This is a genomic window from Amnibacterium endophyticum, from assembly GCF_042680685.1.
Classification (GTDB): domain Bacteria; phylum Actinomycetota; class Actinomycetes; order Actinomycetales; family Microbacteriaceae; genus Amnibacterium; species Amnibacterium endophyticum.
The window spans coordinates 11,894-28,645 of sequence record NZ_JBHUEA010000028.1; the positions used below are offsets into that span (position 1 = coordinate 11,894).

The 16,752-nt window shown below is 76.7% G+C and carries 14 protein-coding genes; 8 read left to right on the top strand and 6 right to left on the bottom strand.

Annotation, left to right across the window (positions count from 1 at the left end; all coding sequences use genetic code 11):
* Nucleotides 1–7: 7 nt before the first annotated feature.
* The 4 genes from malQ to ACFSBI_RS14680 form a co-directional block, all read right to left on the bottom strand.
* Nucleotides 8–2,092: a 4-alpha-glucanotransferase gene (gene malQ, locus ACFSBI_RS14665; protein WP_377936215.1), complete on the bottom strand. Its 2,085-nt coding sequence runs from the start codon at nucleotides 2,090–2,092 to the stop codon at nucleotides 8–10.
* A gap of 178 nt (nucleotides 2,093–2,270) precedes the next feature.
* Nucleotides 2,271–2,921 carry a YcnI family copper-binding membrane protein gene (locus ACFSBI_RS14670; RefSeq protein WP_377936217.1) on the bottom strand — a complete coding sequence of 217 codons (651 nt, stop codon included), beginning with the start codon at nucleotides 2,919–2,921 and terminating at the stop codon, nucleotides 2,271–2,273.
* Nucleotides 2,918–3,511: a copper resistance CopC family protein gene (locus ACFSBI_RS14675; protein ID WP_377936219.1), complete on the bottom strand. Its 594-nt coding sequence runs from the start codon at nucleotides 3,509–3,511 to the stop codon at nucleotides 2,918–2,920. The genes ACFSBI_RS14670 and ACFSBI_RS14675 overlap by 4 nt, the downstream gene beginning before the upstream one ends.
* Nucleotides 3,512–3,598: 87 nt before the next feature.
* Nucleotides 3,599–4,186: a hypothetical protein gene (locus ACFSBI_RS14680; protein WP_377936221.1), complete on the bottom strand. Its 588-nt coding sequence runs from the start codon at nucleotides 4,184–4,186 to the stop codon at nucleotides 3,599–3,601.
* Nucleotides 4,187–4,265: 79 nt separating this feature from the next.
* Between ACFSBI_RS14680 and ACFSBI_RS14685 the strand changes: the two genes are divergently transcribed.
* Together ACFSBI_RS14685 and proC are read left to right on the top strand one after the other, a co-directional pair.
* Nucleotides 4,266–5,645, top strand: a complete 1,380-nt coding sequence (locus ACFSBI_RS14685; protein WP_377936223.1) for a serine hydrolase domain-containing protein — start codon at nucleotides 4,266–4,268, stop codon at nucleotides 5,643–5,645.
* Between the two features lie 59 nt (nucleotides 5,646–5,704).
* Nucleotides 5,705–6,535 (top strand): pyrroline-5-carboxylate reductase, encoded by an 831-nt coding sequence (gene proC / locus ACFSBI_RS14690; RefSeq protein WP_377936224.1) that lies wholly within the window; start codon nucleotides 5,705–5,707, stop codon nucleotides 6,533–6,535.
* A 116-nt stretch (nucleotides 6,536–6,651) separates the two neighbouring features.
* Here the strand turns inward: proC and ACFSBI_RS14695 are convergent, their stop codons facing one another.
* On the bottom strand, nucleotides 6,652–7,173 hold the full coding sequence (locus ACFSBI_RS14695) for a hypothetical protein (protein WP_377936226.1): 522 nt from the start codon (nucleotides 7,171–7,173) through the stop codon (nucleotides 6,652–6,654).
* Nucleotides 7,174–7,318: 145 nt separating this feature from the next.
* On the opposite strand from ACFSBI_RS14695, the gene ACFSBI_RS14700 reads away from it, so the two are divergent.
* From ACFSBI_RS14700 to ACFSBI_RS14710, 3 genes are all read left to right on the top strand, one after another.
* Nucleotides 7,319–7,933 (top strand): TetR family transcriptional regulator C-terminal domain-containing protein, encoded by a 615-nt coding sequence (locus tag ACFSBI_RS14700; RefSeq protein ID WP_377936228.1) that lies wholly within the window; start codon nucleotides 7,319–7,321, stop codon nucleotides 7,931–7,933.
* A gap of 57 nt (nucleotides 7,934–7,990) precedes the next feature.
* Nucleotides 7,991–8,620, top strand: coding sequence for a uracil-DNA glycosylase (locus tag ACFSBI_RS14705; protein ID WP_377936230.1), 630 nt, complete (start codon nucleotides 7,991–7,993; stop codon nucleotides 8,618–8,620).
* Nucleotides 8,621–8,813: 193 nt separating this feature from the next.
* The gene (locus ACFSBI_RS14710; protein ID WP_377936231.1) at nucleotides 8,814–10,637 is read left to right on the top strand and encodes a glycoside hydrolase family 15 protein; all 1,824 of its coding nucleotides are present in this window, start codon (nucleotides 8,814–8,816) and stop codon (nucleotides 10,635–10,637) included.
* 57 nt (nucleotides 10,638–10,694) lie between these two features.
* Here the strand turns inward: ACFSBI_RS14710 and ACFSBI_RS14715 are convergent, their stop codons facing one another.
* Nucleotides 10,695–11,327: a TetR/AcrR family transcriptional regulator gene (locus ACFSBI_RS14715; protein WP_377936233.1), complete on the bottom strand. Its 633-nt coding sequence runs from the start codon at nucleotides 11,325–11,327 to the stop codon at nucleotides 10,695–10,697.
* 87 nt (nucleotides 11,328–11,414) lie between these two features.
* Here ACFSBI_RS14715 and ACFSBI_RS14720 point away from each other — a divergent pair, with 87 nt between their 5' ends.
* The 3 genes from ACFSBI_RS14720 to ACFSBI_RS14730 form a co-directional block, all read left to right on the top strand.
* Nucleotides 11,415–12,164 (top strand): SDR family NAD(P)-dependent oxidoreductase, encoded by a 750-nt coding sequence (locus ACFSBI_RS14720; RefSeq protein ID WP_377936235.1) that lies wholly within the window; start codon nucleotides 11,415–11,417, stop codon nucleotides 12,162–12,164.
* Nucleotides 12,165–12,327: 163 nt separating this feature from the next.
* Entirely contained in the window at nucleotides 12,328–15,489 is a 3,162-nt protein-coding gene (locus ACFSBI_RS14725) for an FtsX-like permease family protein (protein WP_377936237.1), read from the top strand.
* Nucleotides 15,486–16,752: hypothetical protein (locus tag ACFSBI_RS14730; protein ID WP_377936239.1), on the top strand; the 1,267-nt coding region annotated here is incomplete at its 3' end. The genes ACFSBI_RS14725 and ACFSBI_RS14730, both read left to right, overlap by 4 nt.

Sequence of the window (16,752 nt, forward strand, 5' to 3'; positions counted from 1 at the left end):
CGGGCGACTACTGCCGCAGGACGGCGGCGAGGCGCGCCGCGCGCGGGGAGGTGAGGACCTGCTCGAGCGTGATCGGCTCGCCGTCCGGGCCCGACAGCGGGATGCGCCAGTTCGGGTACTCGTCCGAGGTGCCCGGCTGGTTCTGCGTGCGCACGTCCCCGACCAGGTCCACCAGCGCCGCCGAAGTCAGCCGCGCGGGCGTCAGCGTCAGGTATCGGTGCAGCGCGAGGACCGTCTCCTCCTCGTCCGCGTCGTCCGCCAGCAGGCCGCGGCGGCGCAGCTCGTCCAGCCACACCCGCTGCTCGGCGCGGTCGTCGGCGACCTCCTCCTCGACGCTCCGGGTCAGCAGGCCGAGCTCCGCGCGCAGCCGCACGTGCGTGTGCTGCAGGTAGCCGGCGGTCGGCGGCAGGTCGTGCGTGGTGACGCTCGCGAGGCACGCCTCGCGCCAGTCCTCCGCCGGCAGCGGGGCGCCATCCCGGTTCTCGAACCAGAGGATCGAGGTGCCGAGGATGCCGCGGGAGGCGAAGTAGTCGCGCGCCTGCGGGTCGACGACGCCGAGGTCCTCCCCGACGACGACCGCGCCGGCGCGGTGCGCCTCGAGCGCGAGCACCCCGATCAGCGCCTCGTGGTCGTAGTAGACGTACGCGCCGCGGTCGGCGTCCATGCCCTCCGGCACCCACCACAGCCGGAACAGCCCGATGATGTGGTCGACCCGCACGCCGCCCGCGTGCCGGAGCACCGCGGCGATGAGGTCGCGGAACGGCGCGTAGCCGCTCGCCTCGAGCGCGTCCGGGCGCCACGGCGGCTGCAGCCAGTTCTGGCCCAGCTGGTTGAAGGGGTCCGGCGGCGCGCCGACCGACACGCCCCGGGCGTAGGCGTCGCCGAGGCGCCACGCGTCCGCGCCGCCCGGGTGCACGCCGACCGCCAGGTCGTGCATCGTCCCGATCGACATGCCGGTGCCCGCCGCCTTGGACTGCGCGTGCGCCAGCTGCTCGTCGAGCAGCCACTGCAGCCACGCGGTGAACTCGACGTCGTCGGCGTGCGCCTCGCGGAACGCGGCGACCTCCGGCGACGACGGGTCCCGCAGCTCGGCGGGCCAGGTGCGCGCGTCGTTGCCGTGGTGCTCGGCGAGCACGCTCCAGGTCGCGAACTGCGTCAGCGCCTCGCCCTCCCGCGCGCGGAACGCGGCGAGGTCCCGCTCGCGGCCCGCGGTGCGCGGCACGGCGAACAGCAGCCGGAGCGCCTCCCGCTTCGCCGCCCAGGCGGTGTCGCGGTCGATGCGATCGCCGCTCGCGCGCTCCCGCACCCGCTTCGCCAGCACGGTCAGGCGCGCCCGAGCGCGGGACGGCATCGACGCGAGCTCCGGCACCGCCTCCACCCGCAGGTACAGCGGGTTGAAGAAGCGGCGGGACGACGGCAGGTAGGGGGAGGGCTCGAGCGGCGGCAGCGGCTCGGCGGCGTGCAGCGGGTTGACGAGCACGAAGTCGGCGCCGAGGTCCGCGCCGGCGAAGACGGCGAGGTCCGTGAGGTCGGTGAGGTCGCCGACGCCCCAGGACTGCTCGCTGCGGACGCTGTAGAGCTGCGCGGCGACGCCCCAGCCGTGCGGCGGCAGCGGCAGCCGGTCCGGCGTGACGATCAGCGCCGCCTCGGCGCTCGTGTCGCCGGAGGTGCCGACGAGACGGTGGTAGCCGAGCGGCAGGTCGCCCGGCACCCTGAAGGTCGCCTCGCCGATCACGCGGCCGTCGACCTCGCGCGGCGGCACCCACTGGTCCGCCTGCTCGAGCGCTCGGACGCCGCCGTCCTCCAGCCGCACCTCGAGGTGGGCGGGGTCGCCGTCCGGCACGTGCATCCACACGAGCCGTTCCCGCCCTCCGGTCGCCATCACCGTGCCGGGGAGCATCCGCCGCCACGGCGCGTCCCACGCCCTCTGCAGCGCGGCGACCGGGTCGGCGGCGTCGACGCCCTGCGCGGTGAGCACCGCCGTCAGCGTCTCCGCGGACACGGTCCGCTCCACGCCCTTCCAGTCCGTGAAGGACGTGGACACGTGCAGCGCGTGCGCGAGGTCGAGCAGGGCCGGTTCGGGCGCGGTCACGCCCGCGATCCTCCCAGCCGCGCCCGGAAGTCCGTTCTGAAGGTGATCCGGCGAAGCCGGATCACCTTCAGAACGGACAGTGCTCGCTCGCGCGGGGATTGCGTATTCGGCACTCGGTGACGGATCTGCACGCCGGCAGCGGCGAACTCGTCACGGAGCGCCGAATACGCGGCCCGGGTCAGCGGCGCCGGTGGAGCAGCGCGAGCACGCCGATCACGAGCGCGCCGAGCGCGACGACCAGCGCCGCGACCGACAGCCCGGTCGGCAGCGCGAGGTCGGCGGAGGCGGGCGCCGCCTCGGCCTGCGCCGCGTCCTCGCCGTCGCCGCCGCCGTGGTCGTCGTGCTCCGCGGGCGGCGAGTCCTGCACGTAGAGGGTCGGCGCCGGGTGCTCCGGCTCCTCGCCCGACGCGGGGGTCGGCTCGTCCCACCGCACGACCTGGCCGTCCGAGTACGTCTGCTCGACCGGCAGCAGCACGCTGCCGACGGCCGGCACGTCGCCGACGCGGACGATGAACCGCTGGGTCGCGCCCTGCCCGATGCCGTCGCCGGTCGCCCGGTACTCGACGGCCCGCGTCGTGCCCGACCCGTCGGTGCGCGCGGTCCATCCCGCGATCGACTGCGGTTCGAGGTCGCCCAGGGAGGCGGGCAGGGTGATCCGCACGCCGGTCGTCCTGGCCGAGTCGACCTCGTTCGGCACCGAGAAGGCGAGGTCGGTCGCCTCGCCCGCCGTCGCCTGCTCGGGGTCGACGTGGACGTGGGCGCTCGCCGCGAGCGGTGCGGCGAGCACGAGCGCGCCGGTGAGCAGCGCGGCGGGCAGCAGGCGCCTCATCGCTCGGCGCCCTGCTCCTCGCGGCGGCGGGACCGCAGGACGACGAGGAGCACGGCGACGACCGCGGCGAGCACCACGCCGCCGCCGACCGCGCCGGCGACGATCGCGCCGCCGGGCACGCCGGTGGACGCGGTCGGCTGCGCGACGGCGTCGGCGTCCGCGCACGGGCTGGTCGTGCTGCCCTCGGCCGCCGCAGCACCTGCGGCGGGCCGGTAGTCGAACGAGTAGGAGTCGCCGACGGGGTGGCCGTCGCTCGACACCGCCCGCCAGGTGACGGTGTAGTCGCCCGCGCCGCCGAGCGCGACGGGGACGGACATGGCGTCGCCCTCGATGCGCGCGCACGCGGTCTCGAAGTGGCGGCCGCCGGTGCCGGTGACGGTGATCGCGTTGCGGCCGCCGCCGAGCTCGAGCACCGCGGCGTCGAAGGTGAGGTCGACGGAGGACGCCGACGAGACGGTGCCGCCCTCGGCGGGGGTCGCCGTCACCAGCTGGTCGTGCGCGGAGGCCGGCAGGGCCGGCATGAGCGCGAGGAGGAGCGCGGCGGTGCCGACGAGGGCGAGCCGCGGTGGGGATGGGTGGATGGAGTGCATGGTCCTTGCCTGAGTCGGGGTCGCCGGGCGCGCCAGCGGGTACGGGGGCCGCGCCGCGCGGCGGCGGGCCGTCGTGTTCGTCCTGGATCAGGCGGGCAGGGGCGGGCCGCGGTCCCGGTGCGCGGCGAGCAGTGCGGCCGCCGGCAGCGGCAGCCGCTGCGGGACGGCGGGGCGTGCGGAGCGGCCGCCGACGACGACCGGGACGAGCAGGACGAGCAGGCGCGCCACCGGCAGGTGCTCGAGCAGGAGGGCGAGCGCGCCCTCGCCGAACCGCCACGCCAGCACGGTGATGGCCCAGGCCGTGACGTGCGCCCACCACATCGCGGCGCCGTCGTGCATCGCCGGCATCGGCGCCGCCGCTGCGAGCGTCAGCGGGACCCCGTGCATGCCGGCCATCGGATCCGTCGCGGCGCCGGCGGCGGGCGCGCCGAGGGAGAAGACGCCGTGCAGCATCGCCTGCGCCGCGCCGACCACCGCGGCCTGCCGCCACAGGCGCGGGCGGCGGCCGACGAGCAGGAGCGCGACCGGCCAGGCGAGGGCCGCGACGGCGAGCAGCAGCGCCGGCGGCGGCGCGGTGCCACCGCCCGTCACGTGCGCCGTGAGGGCGACCAGCACGGCGGCCGCCACGGCCAGCCCGCTGCGCCCCGCTCGGGTCGCGCGGCCGTGGGAGGTCATGACCCCGCCAGCCTAGGGCGGCCGCGGGGTCGGCCGGGGCGCGGAGCGAGGTGCGCGGAGGGGGTCGTAGCCTCGGAGCGTGCCGACGTCGCTGCCCCGTTCCACCCCCTCCGCCGAAGGCGTCGACGCGGAGGCCTTCGGCCGCTTCGTCGACGCGCTCGAGGCGGCGCAGGACATCGACCCGCACAGCGTGATGCTCGTGGTGCACGGGAAGGTCGTCGCCGAGGGCTGGTGGGCCCCCTACACGGCCGAGCGGCTGCACCTGCTCTACTCGCTGAGCAAGACGTTCATGTCGACGGCGGCCGGCTTCGCGGTCGCCGAGGGACTGCTCGGGCTCGACGACGCGGTCGCCGACCACTTCCCGGCCTTCCGCGACGAGCTGCCGGAGCGCAGCCGCCGCATCCGCGTGCGCGACGCCCTCGCGATGGCGAGCGGGCACCACCAGGACATGATCCAGGCGGCCGTCATGACGGACCCGGCCGAGCCGGTGCGCGGCTTCCTGCTGCACGAGCCGGAGTCCGAGCCCGGCACCGTCTTCGCCTACAACCAGCCCGCGAACTACACGGTCGCCGCGATCGTGCAGCAGGCGGCGGGCACGGACCTCGTCGGCTACCTTCGCCCGCGCCTGCTCGACCCGCTCGGCATCGGGCCGGTGTCGTGGCAGCAGGTGCCCGAGGGTCGCTCGATCGGCTTCTCCGGCCTGCACGCCACCACGGAGGCGATCGCGAAGCTCGGCCTGCTGCACCTGCGCGACGGGGTCTGGGAGGGCGAGCAGCTGCTGCCGGCCGGCTGGGCCGAGGCGACGCGCACGAGGCACATCGGCACCGACGCGGAGACGAACGTCGACTGGGCGCAGGGCTACGGCTACCAGGTGTGGATGGCGCGGCACGGCTACCGGGGCGACGGCGCCTACGGCCAGTTCTGCGTGATCCTGCCGGAGCAGGACGCCGTGCTCGTCACGACGATGGCGACCGACGACATGCAGCAGGTGCTCGACGCCGCATGGCAGCACGTGCTGCCGGCGCTCGGCGGGGGCGGCACCGCCGAGGCCGACGACGCGCTCGCCGCGCGGCTGGGCGGGCTGGCTCTCGAGCCGTCGGCGGGGGAGCCCGCGATCGAGCGTCCGCCGGTGACGACGTGGCGCGGCGACGTCGCGGCCGAGCTGCAGGAGGACGGCCGCGTCCGCCTGTCCGACGGCGTGACCGCGCTGCTGCTGCCGATCGGCGGCGACGGCTGGACGGTCGTGGACGACGACACCGCGGCGTCGCCGGTCGCGGTGAGCGGCGGGTGGCGCGGCGACGTGCTGCACCTGGACGTGCTGTTCCTCGAGAGCCCGCACCGCATGGACGTGCAGCTGGCGCCGGACGGCACCGCCACCGCGACCTTCCGCACGCAGCCGCTCGTGCTGGGCGCGTCCACGCCGCTGCTCGCGCACCGGGCGCCGCTGCCGCTCGGCTGACCGGTCCGCGGGCCGACCGGCCTGCAGGGCCGGTGAGGGCCGCTCGCTACGCTCCGCGCATGCCCTCCTCGCCCGTGACCGGTCCCGTCGTCGTGCTGGGCGGAGGCTCGCTCGGCTCGGCGATCCTCTCCGGCCTCGCCGCCGCGGGCCTCGACGGCCTGCGGACGACGACCCGCACCGCCGCCTCCGCGCACCGCTACGACGGCACGGGGATCGACGCGACGAGCGTCGAGGACGACCCCGACGCGAACCGCGCGGCCGTGCGCGACGCCGCGGTCGTGGTCGTCGGCGTGAAGCCGGCCGGCACCGCCGAGATGCTCCGCGCGATCGGGGACGCGCTGCCCGCCGACGCGGTCGTGGTCACGCTGGCGGTCGGCACGCCGATCGCCGCGCTCGAGCCGGCGCTGCCCGAGGGCGCCGCGCTCGTGCGCGCCATGCCGAACACGCCCGTCCGCGTGAACCGCGGCGTGACGGGCCTCGCCCGCGGCTCCGCCGTCGCCGACGAGCGGTTCGCCGAGGTGCGGTCGCTCTTCGGCCTGCTCGGCGAGGTCGTCGTCGTGCCGGAGGAGCGGATCGACGCCGTCGCGGCGGTCGCGGGCTCCGGCCCCGCCTACGTCTACCTGCTGCTCGAGCGCTTCGCCGCCGCCGCGGTCGGGCTCGGCTTCGAGCGGGAGGACGCGGAGCGGATGGTCGCCGCGACCTTCGGCGGCGCCGTCGCGATGGGGGACGCGACGGGGGAGGCGCCCGCCGTGCTGCGCCGCGGGGTGACGAGCCCGGGCGGCACGACCGCGGCGGCTGTCGCCGTCTTCGACGAGCGCGACCTCGGCGGCCTGATCGCCGACGCGCTCGACGGTGCGATGCGCCGGGCGGCGGAGCTCGCCGCGCGGTAGCCCCGCCGCGACGCGCGGTCGCCGTGGCGTCGCGCGGTCGGTGCGCCGACCGCGGGACGCCGCAGCGACCGCGCGACGGCGGGGAGGCCGGGCGACGGGGGAGCGGCCGGCGGCGGTCAGGTGCCGTCCGGCGGGTGCAGCAGCAGCTCCACCCGCTCGGCGAGGTACGGCGCGAGGTCCCGGGCCGCGTCCTCCGGCGCCGAGACGCTCCAGCGGACCTTCACCCCGCCGTCGGCGATGAGCAGGGGGCCGGAGGCCCGGATGCCGGTCGGGGTCAGCTCGATCGGTGGGGCGTCGTAGTCGATCGTCTCGCCCGGCGCGAAGGGGCCGCGGAACGCCGCGGCGCGCACCTCGCGCCGCGCCTCCACCGACAGCGCCGCGTAGCGGGCGTGGCCGGGCGGCGCGCTGCGCACGGTCGCCCCCGTCGCGCGGACGGCGCCGTCGGGGTGCAGCAGCAGGACGCCGAGCCGCCACACCCGCCCGAGCGGCCTGAGCCTCGCGGCCCGCATGACGCCGAACCGGCGTCGGGCGGGCTCGAAGCGCGCCAGCGCCTCGTCGGGAGCGCCCTCGGCGGCGAGGCGCTCCGCGGTCGCGCGGAACGCGAGGACCGCCGCTTCCGCCGCCGCCTCGTCGTCCACCCGCGCAGGCTACGGCCCCACGACTGGGGGCGACGACGCGCCGATCCGGCCCGCGCGGGGCCTCCGAATCCTCGATCGATCGCGACAGCATGGGACCATTCCCCGCGGCTCGCGCCGCACCGACACTGCACGGAACGGAGCATCGATGCGACGCTTCAAGCACCGCCTCCTCAGCGAGGACGAGCTGCACGCCGCCGCGGCCGCCGTCGCGGTCGAGCAGGGGCTGCACGCCGTGTCGCTGCAGGCGGTCGCCGACCGCCTGCAGGTGCCGCTGAAGTCGGCGCTCGCGCTGCGGCCGGTCGAGGCCGACCTCGTCTCCGCCGCCTACACGTCCGTCGTCGCCGCCGAGCTCGCCGAGGTGAAGCGTCTCGTGCTGGGCCGGCCCGCGCCGCGCGGCCAGCTGACCGCGCTGCTCGACACCCTGGGGCAGCCGTCGCGCGCGGAGGTCGACGCCGTCTGGCTCGAGGCCTGGGGCCTCGGCCGACGCAACCCGGCCCTCGCCGCCGCGGTGCGCGCGGAGGAGGGCGCCTGGCACGCCTTCGTGGGCGCCGTGATCCGGCGGGGCGTCCGCGCCGGGGACTTCCCCGAGGTCGACCCCGACGCCGTCGCCTCCCGGCTGCTCGTGACGCTCACCGGCGTGAACGCCTACGCCCTCGTCGACTACCGCAGCCACGTCGATCGCGCGGAGCTGCTGCGGGCCGTCGCCCGCGCGGAGCTCGGCATGGTCTTCGACGGGGTCGAGGCGGTGCCCGCGTGCTGACGCCCGGCAGTCGAGGCGCCGGTCCGGACGCAGCGGGGTCGCGGCAGACTGCCGGTCGTGCTCGACGCCTTCCTCGCGCTGCTCGCCGGCGTGCGGGCCGAGACCCCCGAGGACGCCGAGTTCCTGTACGACCCGGCGACGGCCGCCGGAGCGCTCCGGCTCGCGAACCTTGAGCGGTACCTCGCGCTGATCGACGGCACCGACACCGCGCTCGTGGGCGAGGCGCCCGGCTGGCGCGGTGCGACGATCACCGGGGTGCCGTTCATGAGCGTCCGGGAGCTGGCGATGCGTCCCGGTCCGCTGACCGCCGATCCCGCCGGGGACGGGTACCGGGTCCCCGATGCGCCGGGCGCGGAGTGGGAGCTGTCCGCCTCCGTGGTGCAGAAGGCGCTGCGGGCGTGGAGCGGACCGCCGCCGGTCTGCTGGCCCGTGGTCCCGAACCATCCGTTCCGGGCCGGGGACCCGCTGACGAACCGCCCGCCCCGGGTGCCGGAGGTCCGCGCGGGCGCACCGGTCGCGCTCGAGCTGCTGCGCGCCCTCCGGATCCGCCGCGTGATCGCGGTCGGGCGCAAGGCGGAGGCGGCGCTGGCGCTGGCCGGCGTCGACGCGGTCGCGGTGCGGCACCCGGCGCAGGGCGGTGCGGGGATCTTCGCCCGCCAGATGGCCGCGCTCGCCCCGCCCCGCTGACCCGGTCTCGCGGCGCTCGCCCGTCGACCTCCCTTCGGTCGGTGTTCGTGCCGGTATCGGCGCGCCGGAGCAGCACGAACACTGACCGAACGGCGGCACGGGCTCGGCTGCGCGCCTCCTTCTCCTGGGCGCCGTCCGAGTCCGGACCGAGCGCGGGCGGATCATCGGCTGGGAGTCGATAGCGTCCCCGGTCGTGGACACGACACCCGAGCCCCGCCCCGACGGCTACGCGGACCTGCGCGGCTACGCGGCGATCGGCGACGGCCGCACCGTCGCGCTGATCGCGCGCGACGGCCAGATCGACTGGTTCCCGGTGCCCGACCTGACGACCCCTCCGCTGTTCGCGGCGCTGCTCGACGCGGAGCGCGGCGGCCGGTTCCTGCTGCGGCCCGTCGGCGACTTCACCGCGACGCGGCAGTACGTCGACCACACCAACGTGCTGCGCACGCACTTCACCACCTCGACCGGGCAGGTCGCCGTCACCGACGCGCTCGTGACCGGCATCGCCGGCCGGCTGCCGTGGACCCAGCTGGTGCGCCGCATCGAGGGCGTCACCGGCTCGGTGGAGATGACCTGGTGCGTCGAGCCCGGCAACGTGCTCGGCGACCACGCCGTCACGCGCTTCGACACCGGCTCGGTGCCGCTGCTGCGCGCCGAGAGCATCGACATCGCGCTCGTGACCGGGGACGCGGGCAGGCAGGACCCGGTGCACCCGGGCAACGGCCCGGCGACCGACTGGAGCGCCGACTTCCGCGGCGCCTTCACGACGCACGAGGGGTCGCGGCACGTGCTCGCGCTCATGGGCACGCAGGACGAGCCGGTGCACGTGCCGACCGTCGAGACCGCCGACGCCTCCATCGAGCGCACGATCGAGGGGTGGCAGGCCTGGTCGAGCCACTTCGACTGGCAGGGGCCCTGGCAGGAGCAGGTGCACCGCAGCGCGCTGGCGCTGAAGCTGCTGCTCCACAGCCCGACCGGTGCGATCGCGGCGGCCGCGACGACGTCGCTGCCCGAGTCCTTCACGAAGGCGAAGAACTACGACTACCGCTTCGCGTGGGTGCGCGACCTGTCGTACACGGTCGACGCGATGCTGCGGTTCGGGCTGACGGAGGAGCCGCACGCCGCGGTGTCCTGGCTGCTCAAGGCGCTGAAGCACGGCACGAAGGACGGCATGGCCGTGTTCTTCGACCTCCAGGGGCAGGAGGTCGACGACGTGCGGCGCAGCGACGCCGCCGGGTGGCGCGGGCACGGGCCGGTGCTGACCGGGAACGACGCGAGCGGGCAGCTGCAGCTCGGCAACTACGCCGACGCGATGCGGCTGCTCGAGGCCTACCTGTCCCGCGGGAACCTGATCGACGAGTCGTCGAGCGACCTGCTCGTGCGGCTCGCGGACGAGGTCTGCGCGCGCTGGAAGGACAAGGACAGCGGGATGTGGGAGCTGCCGCAGCGGCGCCACTACGTCTCCAGCAAGATGGCGTGCTGGCAGGCGCTCGAGGCAGCCTGCCGCCTGCACGACATGGGCTACGTGCTGCCGCCGGACGGTGCGCGGAAGCGGTGGGAGCGCGCGCAGCGCCGGATCCGCCGCTGGGTCGAGAAGCACGGGTGGGACGAGCGCCGCGGCACGTACCTCATGTACAAGGGCGGTGACGCGCTCGACACCTCCGTCCTGCTGCACACCGTCAGCGGCTTCGACCGGGGCGAGCGGATGTCCCGCACCATCGACGCGATCCGGGCCGAGCTGGGCGCCGGGCCCCTCGTCTACCGCTACAGCGGGATGCGCAGCGAGGAGGCGACCTTCACGGCGTGCGCCTTCTGGACCGCCGCCGCGCTCGCCTGCGTCGGCCGCCTCGACGAGGCGGTGACGCTGATGGACGAGCTGGTGCGGCTGCCGAACGACGTCGGCCTGATGACGGAGCAGATCGAGGAGGGCACCGACGCCTTCCGCGGCAACACGCCACAGGCGCTCAGCCACCTGGCGCTGATCCAGGCGGCGAGCACGATCCACCAGCTGAGCTGAGCCGGGGGAGCGCCGCCGCCCGTCGCGCCGGCGCCCGGTGCGCTCGCGCCCGCTCGCTCAGGGGCGATAGCTGCGGATCAGCTCGATCACGGCGTCGAGCGCGGTCTCGAGGGGGACGGTCGTGCGGCGGGTCTGGGTGAGCAGCAGGCCGCCCTGCACCGCGGCGAGGAGGGCGAGCGCCAGCCGGTCGGTGTCCGTGTCGTCACGCAGGAGGCCGGTGTCGCGCATCGCGGCCAGGCCGCTGCGGATCGGGGCCTCCCACTGCTCGAAGCTGTCGACGACGTCGGCGCGGGCGTCGGGGTCGTCCTCGGCGACCTCGGTCGCGATCGACCCGATGGGACAGCCGCCGGCGCAGTGGCGCGCCCGCTGCAGCGCGACCAGGCGGTCGCGCCAGCGGGACAGGGCGTCGAAGTCGTCCAGGGCGTCGAGCTCGGGTCGTTGCGCCGCGAGCACCTCGGCTGTCTGACGGGCGAGGACGGCGCGCATCAGCGTCTGCTTGTCGCCGAAGTAGTGGTACAGCTGCGAGGCGCTGACCCCCGCCTCGCGCTGCACGTCCTCGATGCCGGTGCGCGTGATCCCGTGCAGGAGCACCAGGCCCGCGGCGGCCTCGACGATCCGGGACCGCGTCGCCTCGCCCTTCGCAGTCAGTCGCCTGGGCGGTGCGAGGTGCTGCTCGGTCGTCGTACGCATGACGGCATGGTAGCCGAAAATGGAGTTGCGACTCCAAAACGGGACATGCAGTGTGGAGCGATCACTCCAGTCTGGAAAGGACTCCTCATGACCTCCTCGATGCTCGGCACGACCGCCCTGGTGACCGGCGGGACCAGCGGCATCGGCCGCGCCGCCGCCGCGGCCCTCGCCGCTCGCGGCGCGCACGTCGTGATCTCGGGCCGCGACGCCGCTCGCGGCGACGCGGCGGTCGCGGCCATCCGGGACGCCGGCGGCGCAGCGGACTTCGTCGCGGCCGACCTCTCCGACGCGGAGAGCGCGCGGGCGCTCGCGGCCCGCGCCATGGAGCTGGGCGGCGGCCACGTCGACGTCCTCGTCAACAGTGCCGGGATCTTCCCCTTCGGCCCCACCGCGGAGACGACGCAGGCCGACCTCGACCAGGTCCTCGCGATCAACGTCGCGGCGCCGTACTTCCTCGTCGCCGCACTCGCTCCCGCGATGGCCGAGCGCGGCCACGGCGCGATCGTCAACGTCACCACGATGGTCGCCGAGTTCGGCGCGGCCGGGATGGGGCTGTACGGGGCGAGCAAGGCGGCGATGGTGCTGCTGACGAAGTCGTGGGCGGCCGAGTTCGGCCCGGCGGGGGTACGGGTGAACGCGGTCAGCCCCGGCCCGACGCGGACCGAGGGCACCGCGGCGATGGGCGAGGCCCTGGATCAGCTCGCCGCCGCCGGCCCCGCCGGCCGGCCCGGGGAGCCCGAGGAGATCGCCGAGGCGATCGTCTTCCTCGCCGCCGACGAGGCCGCCTTCGTTCACGGGGCGGTGCTCCCGGTCGACGGAGGGCGCATCGCCGTCTGACCTGCGACCTGCGGCCGTGCGGCTCCGACGGGCGACCCGTCGGAGCCGCACGCGCGGGCCGGAGCGGATGCTCCGCCGCGGCGTCCTGAATGGTCTCGTGGGCGCGCCGCGGATCCGTCGGCACCGCGGTCCGACGCGGGCGCCGCCCTAGCATGAGCCCACCATGCTGCGGTGGACCCTGCTCGTCGCCCAGCGGGGATCGAAGCAGCTCCGCGGGCTCGTCGCGCTGGTGCTCGCGGTGCAGGTCGTCGCCGTCGCGCTGGCGGCCGCGCTCCCGGCGCTGCTCGCGGCGACGGAGCAGGCGGGCGTGCGGCGGGCGCTCGCGGACTCGCCGGACACGGGGCTCAAAATCGTGGCCGCGGACCCCACCCGATCCGTGGCCGAGACCGTCCGCGGCGCGGACCGTGCGGCCGACCACCTGCTCGGACCCGCGACGGGCGCCCGCCCGCTCGTGACGGACGTCTCCGGGTTCGGCGCACCGACGGGCCCTGCGAAGGCCCGCCCGTACCTCGGCGAGCTGCCCGCCCGGGCGTTCAGGGTGTCGGCAGGATCGTGGCCCGCGTCGACCGCGGCCGATGGGGTCGTCCCCGTCGCGGTGCCGCGCGCGGGCGCGACGGCGCTCGGCGTCTCCGTCGGCTCCTCCCTGCAGCTCGGGTTCGACTCGGCGCAGGTGCGTGCTCGAGTGGTGGCCCTGTACGACCCCGTCGACCGCAGCGGCGAGGTCTGGTCCGTCGACCCGTTGTCGGCGGCGGGCGAGGACGATGCGCACGCGGACCCCGATCGGCCGTACGGCGACCCGATCGACGTCGTCGGCCCCCTGATCGTCGCGCCCGGCACGCTCGACGCGCTCGACGTCGCAGCGAGCGGCGTCCACGTCGCCTACCGGCCCGACTTCGCGGCGGCGACCGTGGACGGGCTCGACGCCCTCGCCGGACGGCTGGCGTCGATCGACCAGGTCGTCGCGGTGGACGTCGGCGCGGTCGCCGACAGCGTGAGCGCGCGGACGCGGCTCGGTGCGGCGGTCGACGGCGTGCTCGGCCAGCTGCTGATCACGCGGACGACCGCGGCGGTCGCGGGACTGCTGCTGGTCGTGCTCGCGAGCACCGTGCTCGTGCAGGCCGCGCTGCTGCTCGACGCGGCGCGGGCCGACCAGCGCGCCCTGCTCGCGGCGCGAGGGGCGTCGAGGGTGCAGCTGATCGCCGTGGCGGCATGGGAGGCGGTCGTCGCGTCGGCGGTCGCCGTGCTCCTCGGGGTGCCGCTCGGCTCGGTGATCGCATCCCTGCTGCGCGCGGAGCCGACCGCACCGACGGGCGGCTCCTGGGCCGCAGGGGTCGCGATGTCCGTCGTGATCGTCGTCGTGCGGCTGCTCCCGCGGATCCGCGCGGCGGAGCGCACAGCCGGGCGGCCGGCACGGGCCACCGGGCTGATGCGCACGGGCGGGGACCTGGTGCTGGTCGTGCTCGCCGGGGTCCTCGGCTGGCAGCTGCTGACCCGCCGGGTCGACACGACCGCCGGAGTCGACCCGGTGCTGGTGGCGGCCCCCGCCGCGCTCGTGCTCGCCGGCGCCCTCGTCGCGCTGCGCGTCCTCCCGCTCGTCGGTCGGCTGGGCGAGCTGCTCGCCCGGCGCTCCTCCGGTCCGGTCACCGCGCTCGCCGGGTGGGAGCTGAGCCGACGGGCCTCGCGCGCCGGCGCGAGCGTGCTGCTGGTGGCCCTCGCGATCGCCGCTGGAGCGTTCGGCGCGGTCGGCGAGGCGACCTGGCTGCGGTCGCAGCACGACCAGGCCGCGCTCGCGGTCGGCGCCCCGGTCCGGGTCGAGGCGGATCAGGCGATCGCGGCCGAGCAGGGCGCGCTGCTCGCGGACGGCGCCGCCGGCACGCCCCAGCCGACCCTCCGCCGGCCGGCCGACGTCGTGGCGGGGGACTCCGACCCGACCCTGGGCCCGGTCGCCGCCCTCGGCGGCGCGACCGTCCTCGGGCTCACGGGCCCCGCACGCGCCATGCTCGACCACGGCCGCGTCGCCGAGGAGGGCGGTGCCGCGATCGCGCGGCTGCGCGCCACGACCCGTCCGGCGGTCGGGGTGGCGCTGCCGAGGGCTGCGGGCGCGCTGCGCCTGGTGCTGCGGGCAGGGGACGAGCGCAAGCCGGTCGCGGGTGCCGCGGCGCAGGTCCGCGCGGTGCTCGAGGGCCCCGACGGCCTGCTGACGACCGTCGGGTTCGGGCTCGCGCGGCTCGACGGGCGCCCGCACGCGCTGGGCGCCCGCGTGCCCGCCGAGCGCATGCGCCTCGTCGGCTTCCAGCTCCAGGTGCTGGTCGACCAGCCCGCGCAGTACCGAGCCGGCCGAGCGGGCTTCGTGGACCTCCGGCTGCAGCGGCTGGAGGCGTCCGGCACCCGGCTGGACGTGCCGGCCGGATGGACGACGACCGGCGGGACGGGCGACCTGGAGGGCGGGCTGCAGGTGCCGGTGGAGGCCGACCTGCAGAGCAGCCCCGCGAGCGTCGCGGTGCTGGGGTGGCCGCCGGTCGACGGCGTCTCCGGCGTCTGGACGCGCGACCTCGTGCGGGACGTGGGGGCGCAGCGGGATGAGCGGTACCAGCTGGCGTTCGGGTCCGTGCTGGTCCCGTGCACCGTCTTCAACGTCGTCGCGCGCGTCCCCGGCAGCGGAGCGTCCCCGGCAGCGGGGCCGTCGCCGGACGTGGTGGTCGTCGATCAGCGGGCGCTCTCGCGCTTCCTCGTGCAGTCCGGCGACACGTTCTCGCAGGTCGACCAGTGGTGGGTCGACGTCGCGCCCGCGCGGGTCGACGCCTACCTCGCGGCGCACGCCACCACCGCCGCCGTCGGGGACGACGCGGACGGCGCCGTCGCCCTCGCCGAGCGGCTGACGCGAGGCCCGCTGCGACTGGCGACGACGCAGACGCTGCACCTGCTGCTCGCCGCGGCTGCCGGGCTCGGTCTGCTCGGGTTCGCCGTCGGGGTGGTCGCCTCGCTCGCCGCGCGGCGCCGGGAGATGGCGCAGCTGCGCGCGATCGGGCTGCGGCGTGGCGTGCTCGAGCGCCTGCTCGTGATCGAGACGACCGTCCGGGTCGCGATCGGCGCGCTGCTCGGGCTCGCGCTCGGCGTCCTGCTCGGTGCGCTCGCGGCCCCCCGCCTGGTGGTGGGCCGGGACGGCGGTCGGCCGGTGCCGTCGCCGCTCGTCGTGCTGCCGGCGCTCGAGCTGACCGCGCTCGTCGCGGGTGCGGTCGTCGCGGCAGCCGTCGCCGCGGTGCTGATCACGAGGACCTTCCGCGGGCTCGATCCCGCACGCATCCTGCGCGAGGGCGAGGGATGAGGTCGTTCCGCTTCGCGCTGCTGCTGCAGCGGCGCCAGTCGACGCGCGACCTGCCGCTGCTGCTGGTGCTCGCGCTGCTGACGCTCCTCGTCCTGGTCTGCGCGCTCGGCGGGCCGCGCCTCCTGGCCGGCACGCTCGACCGCTCCGTCCGCCAGGTGGTCGCCGACGCCCCGGACCCGGACGTCGTCGTCCAGGGACCGGTGGGGACCACCACCCCCGGATCCGACCGCCTGCTCGTGGACCCGTACGGCATCGGGTCGCTGCCGGGCCAGGTGCGGCAGCAGCTGCCCGCCTCGGTCAGGCGGGTGACCGACCCGCCGACCGCGGCCGTGACGGGGGCCGACGTGCGCCTCACCTCCGAGGACACCCGCCCTGCGCTCCAGAACGGACCGGTGGGCCTGCAGCTCGCGCTCCTGCCCGGCCCCCGCGCGGTCCGCCTGCGCGACGGCGCGCTGCCCGACAGCGGTGCGCTGCCCGGGGTGGTCGACGTCGTCCTGTCGCAGGCGGTCGCCGGCGCCACGTCGCTGCGGGTCGGCAGCGCGATGGACGTGCCGCTCGACGCGGGGAACCGGATCCGGATGCGGGTCACCGGCATCGTCGAGCGCCTGCCGGAGACGAGCCCCTCCCGGTGGCGGGACCTCGGGCCGGTCTGGTCGGCGCGCGAGAACCGGAACGGCACGGCCGCCCCGCTGCAGGCGACCGCGCTGACGGACGCGGCGGGGATCCAGTACGCCTCGGACGCGCTCGGACCCTTCAGCGTCCTGATCCGGCTGCCCGTGGTGCCGGAGCGGCTCAGCGCGGTCGGCGCGCACCGCATCGCGGCGGAGGTGGTGCGGCTGCGGGCGCAGCCGGGCGAGCTGCTGCCGCAGGGCGGCCAGGAGGTGACCGTCCGCTCGGACCTGCCGGAAGCGGTCGCCACCGCCGAGCAGCGGGCCCGGTCCGCCACCGCGCAGTTCCTGCTGCTCGCCGCGGGGGTCCTCGGCACCGGCGCCGTCGCGATCGTCCTGCTTGGCGGGCTCATCGCGGCGCGCCGTCGCGAGACCGTCGCGCTGCAGCGCGCCCGCGGCGCGTCGCTCCGGGCGGTCGCCGCGCCCGCGCTCCTCGAGTCCGCCGCGGTCGTCGTGGTCGCGGGTGCGCTCGCCGCCCTCGTCGTCGGCGTGGCGGTCTCGCCCGGTGCGGCTGCGATCGCGGCCGTCGCCCTGCTCGCGACCCCCGCGCAGGTGGGGGGGGGCGCGCGCAGCGGGGCGGGGCGGGGGGGGCCGG

What these genes read in the sequence shown, in the direction of transcription:
- ACFSBI_RS14725 (WP_377936237.1), top strand. Translation starts at nt 12,328, where the DNA reads ATGCTGCGGTGGACCCTGCTCGTCGCCCAGCGGGGATCGAAGCAGCTC.
- ACFSBI_RS14675 (WP_377936219.1), bottom strand. Translation starts at nt 3,511, where the DNA reads ATGCACTCCATCCACCCATCCCCACCGCGGCTCGCCCTCGTCGGCACC.
- ACFSBI_RS14715 (WP_377936233.1), bottom strand. Translation starts at nt 11,327, where the DNA reads ATGCGTACGACGACCGAGCAGCACCTCGCACCGCCCAGGCGACTGACT.
- proC (WP_377936224.1), top strand. Translation starts at nt 5,705, where the DNA reads ATGCCCTCCTCGCCCGTGACCGGTCCCGTCGTCGTGCTGGGCGGAGGC.
- ACFSBI_RS14720 (WP_377936235.1), top strand. Translation starts at nt 11,415, where the DNA reads ATGACCTCCTCGATGCTCGGCACGACCGCCCTGGTGACCGGCGGGACC.
- ACFSBI_RS14670 (WP_377936217.1), bottom strand. Translation starts at nt 2,921, where the DNA reads ATGAGGCGCCTGCTGCCCGCCGCGCTGCTCACCGGCGCGCTCGTGCTC.
- ACFSBI_RS14700 (WP_377936228.1), top strand. Translation starts at nt 7,319, where the DNA reads ATGCGACGCTTCAAGCACCGCCTCCTCAGCGAGGACGAGCTGCACGCC.
- ACFSBI_RS14680 (WP_377936221.1), bottom strand. Translation starts at nt 4,186, where the DNA reads ATGACCTCCCACGGCCGCGCGACCCGAGCGGGGCGCAGCGGGCTGGCC.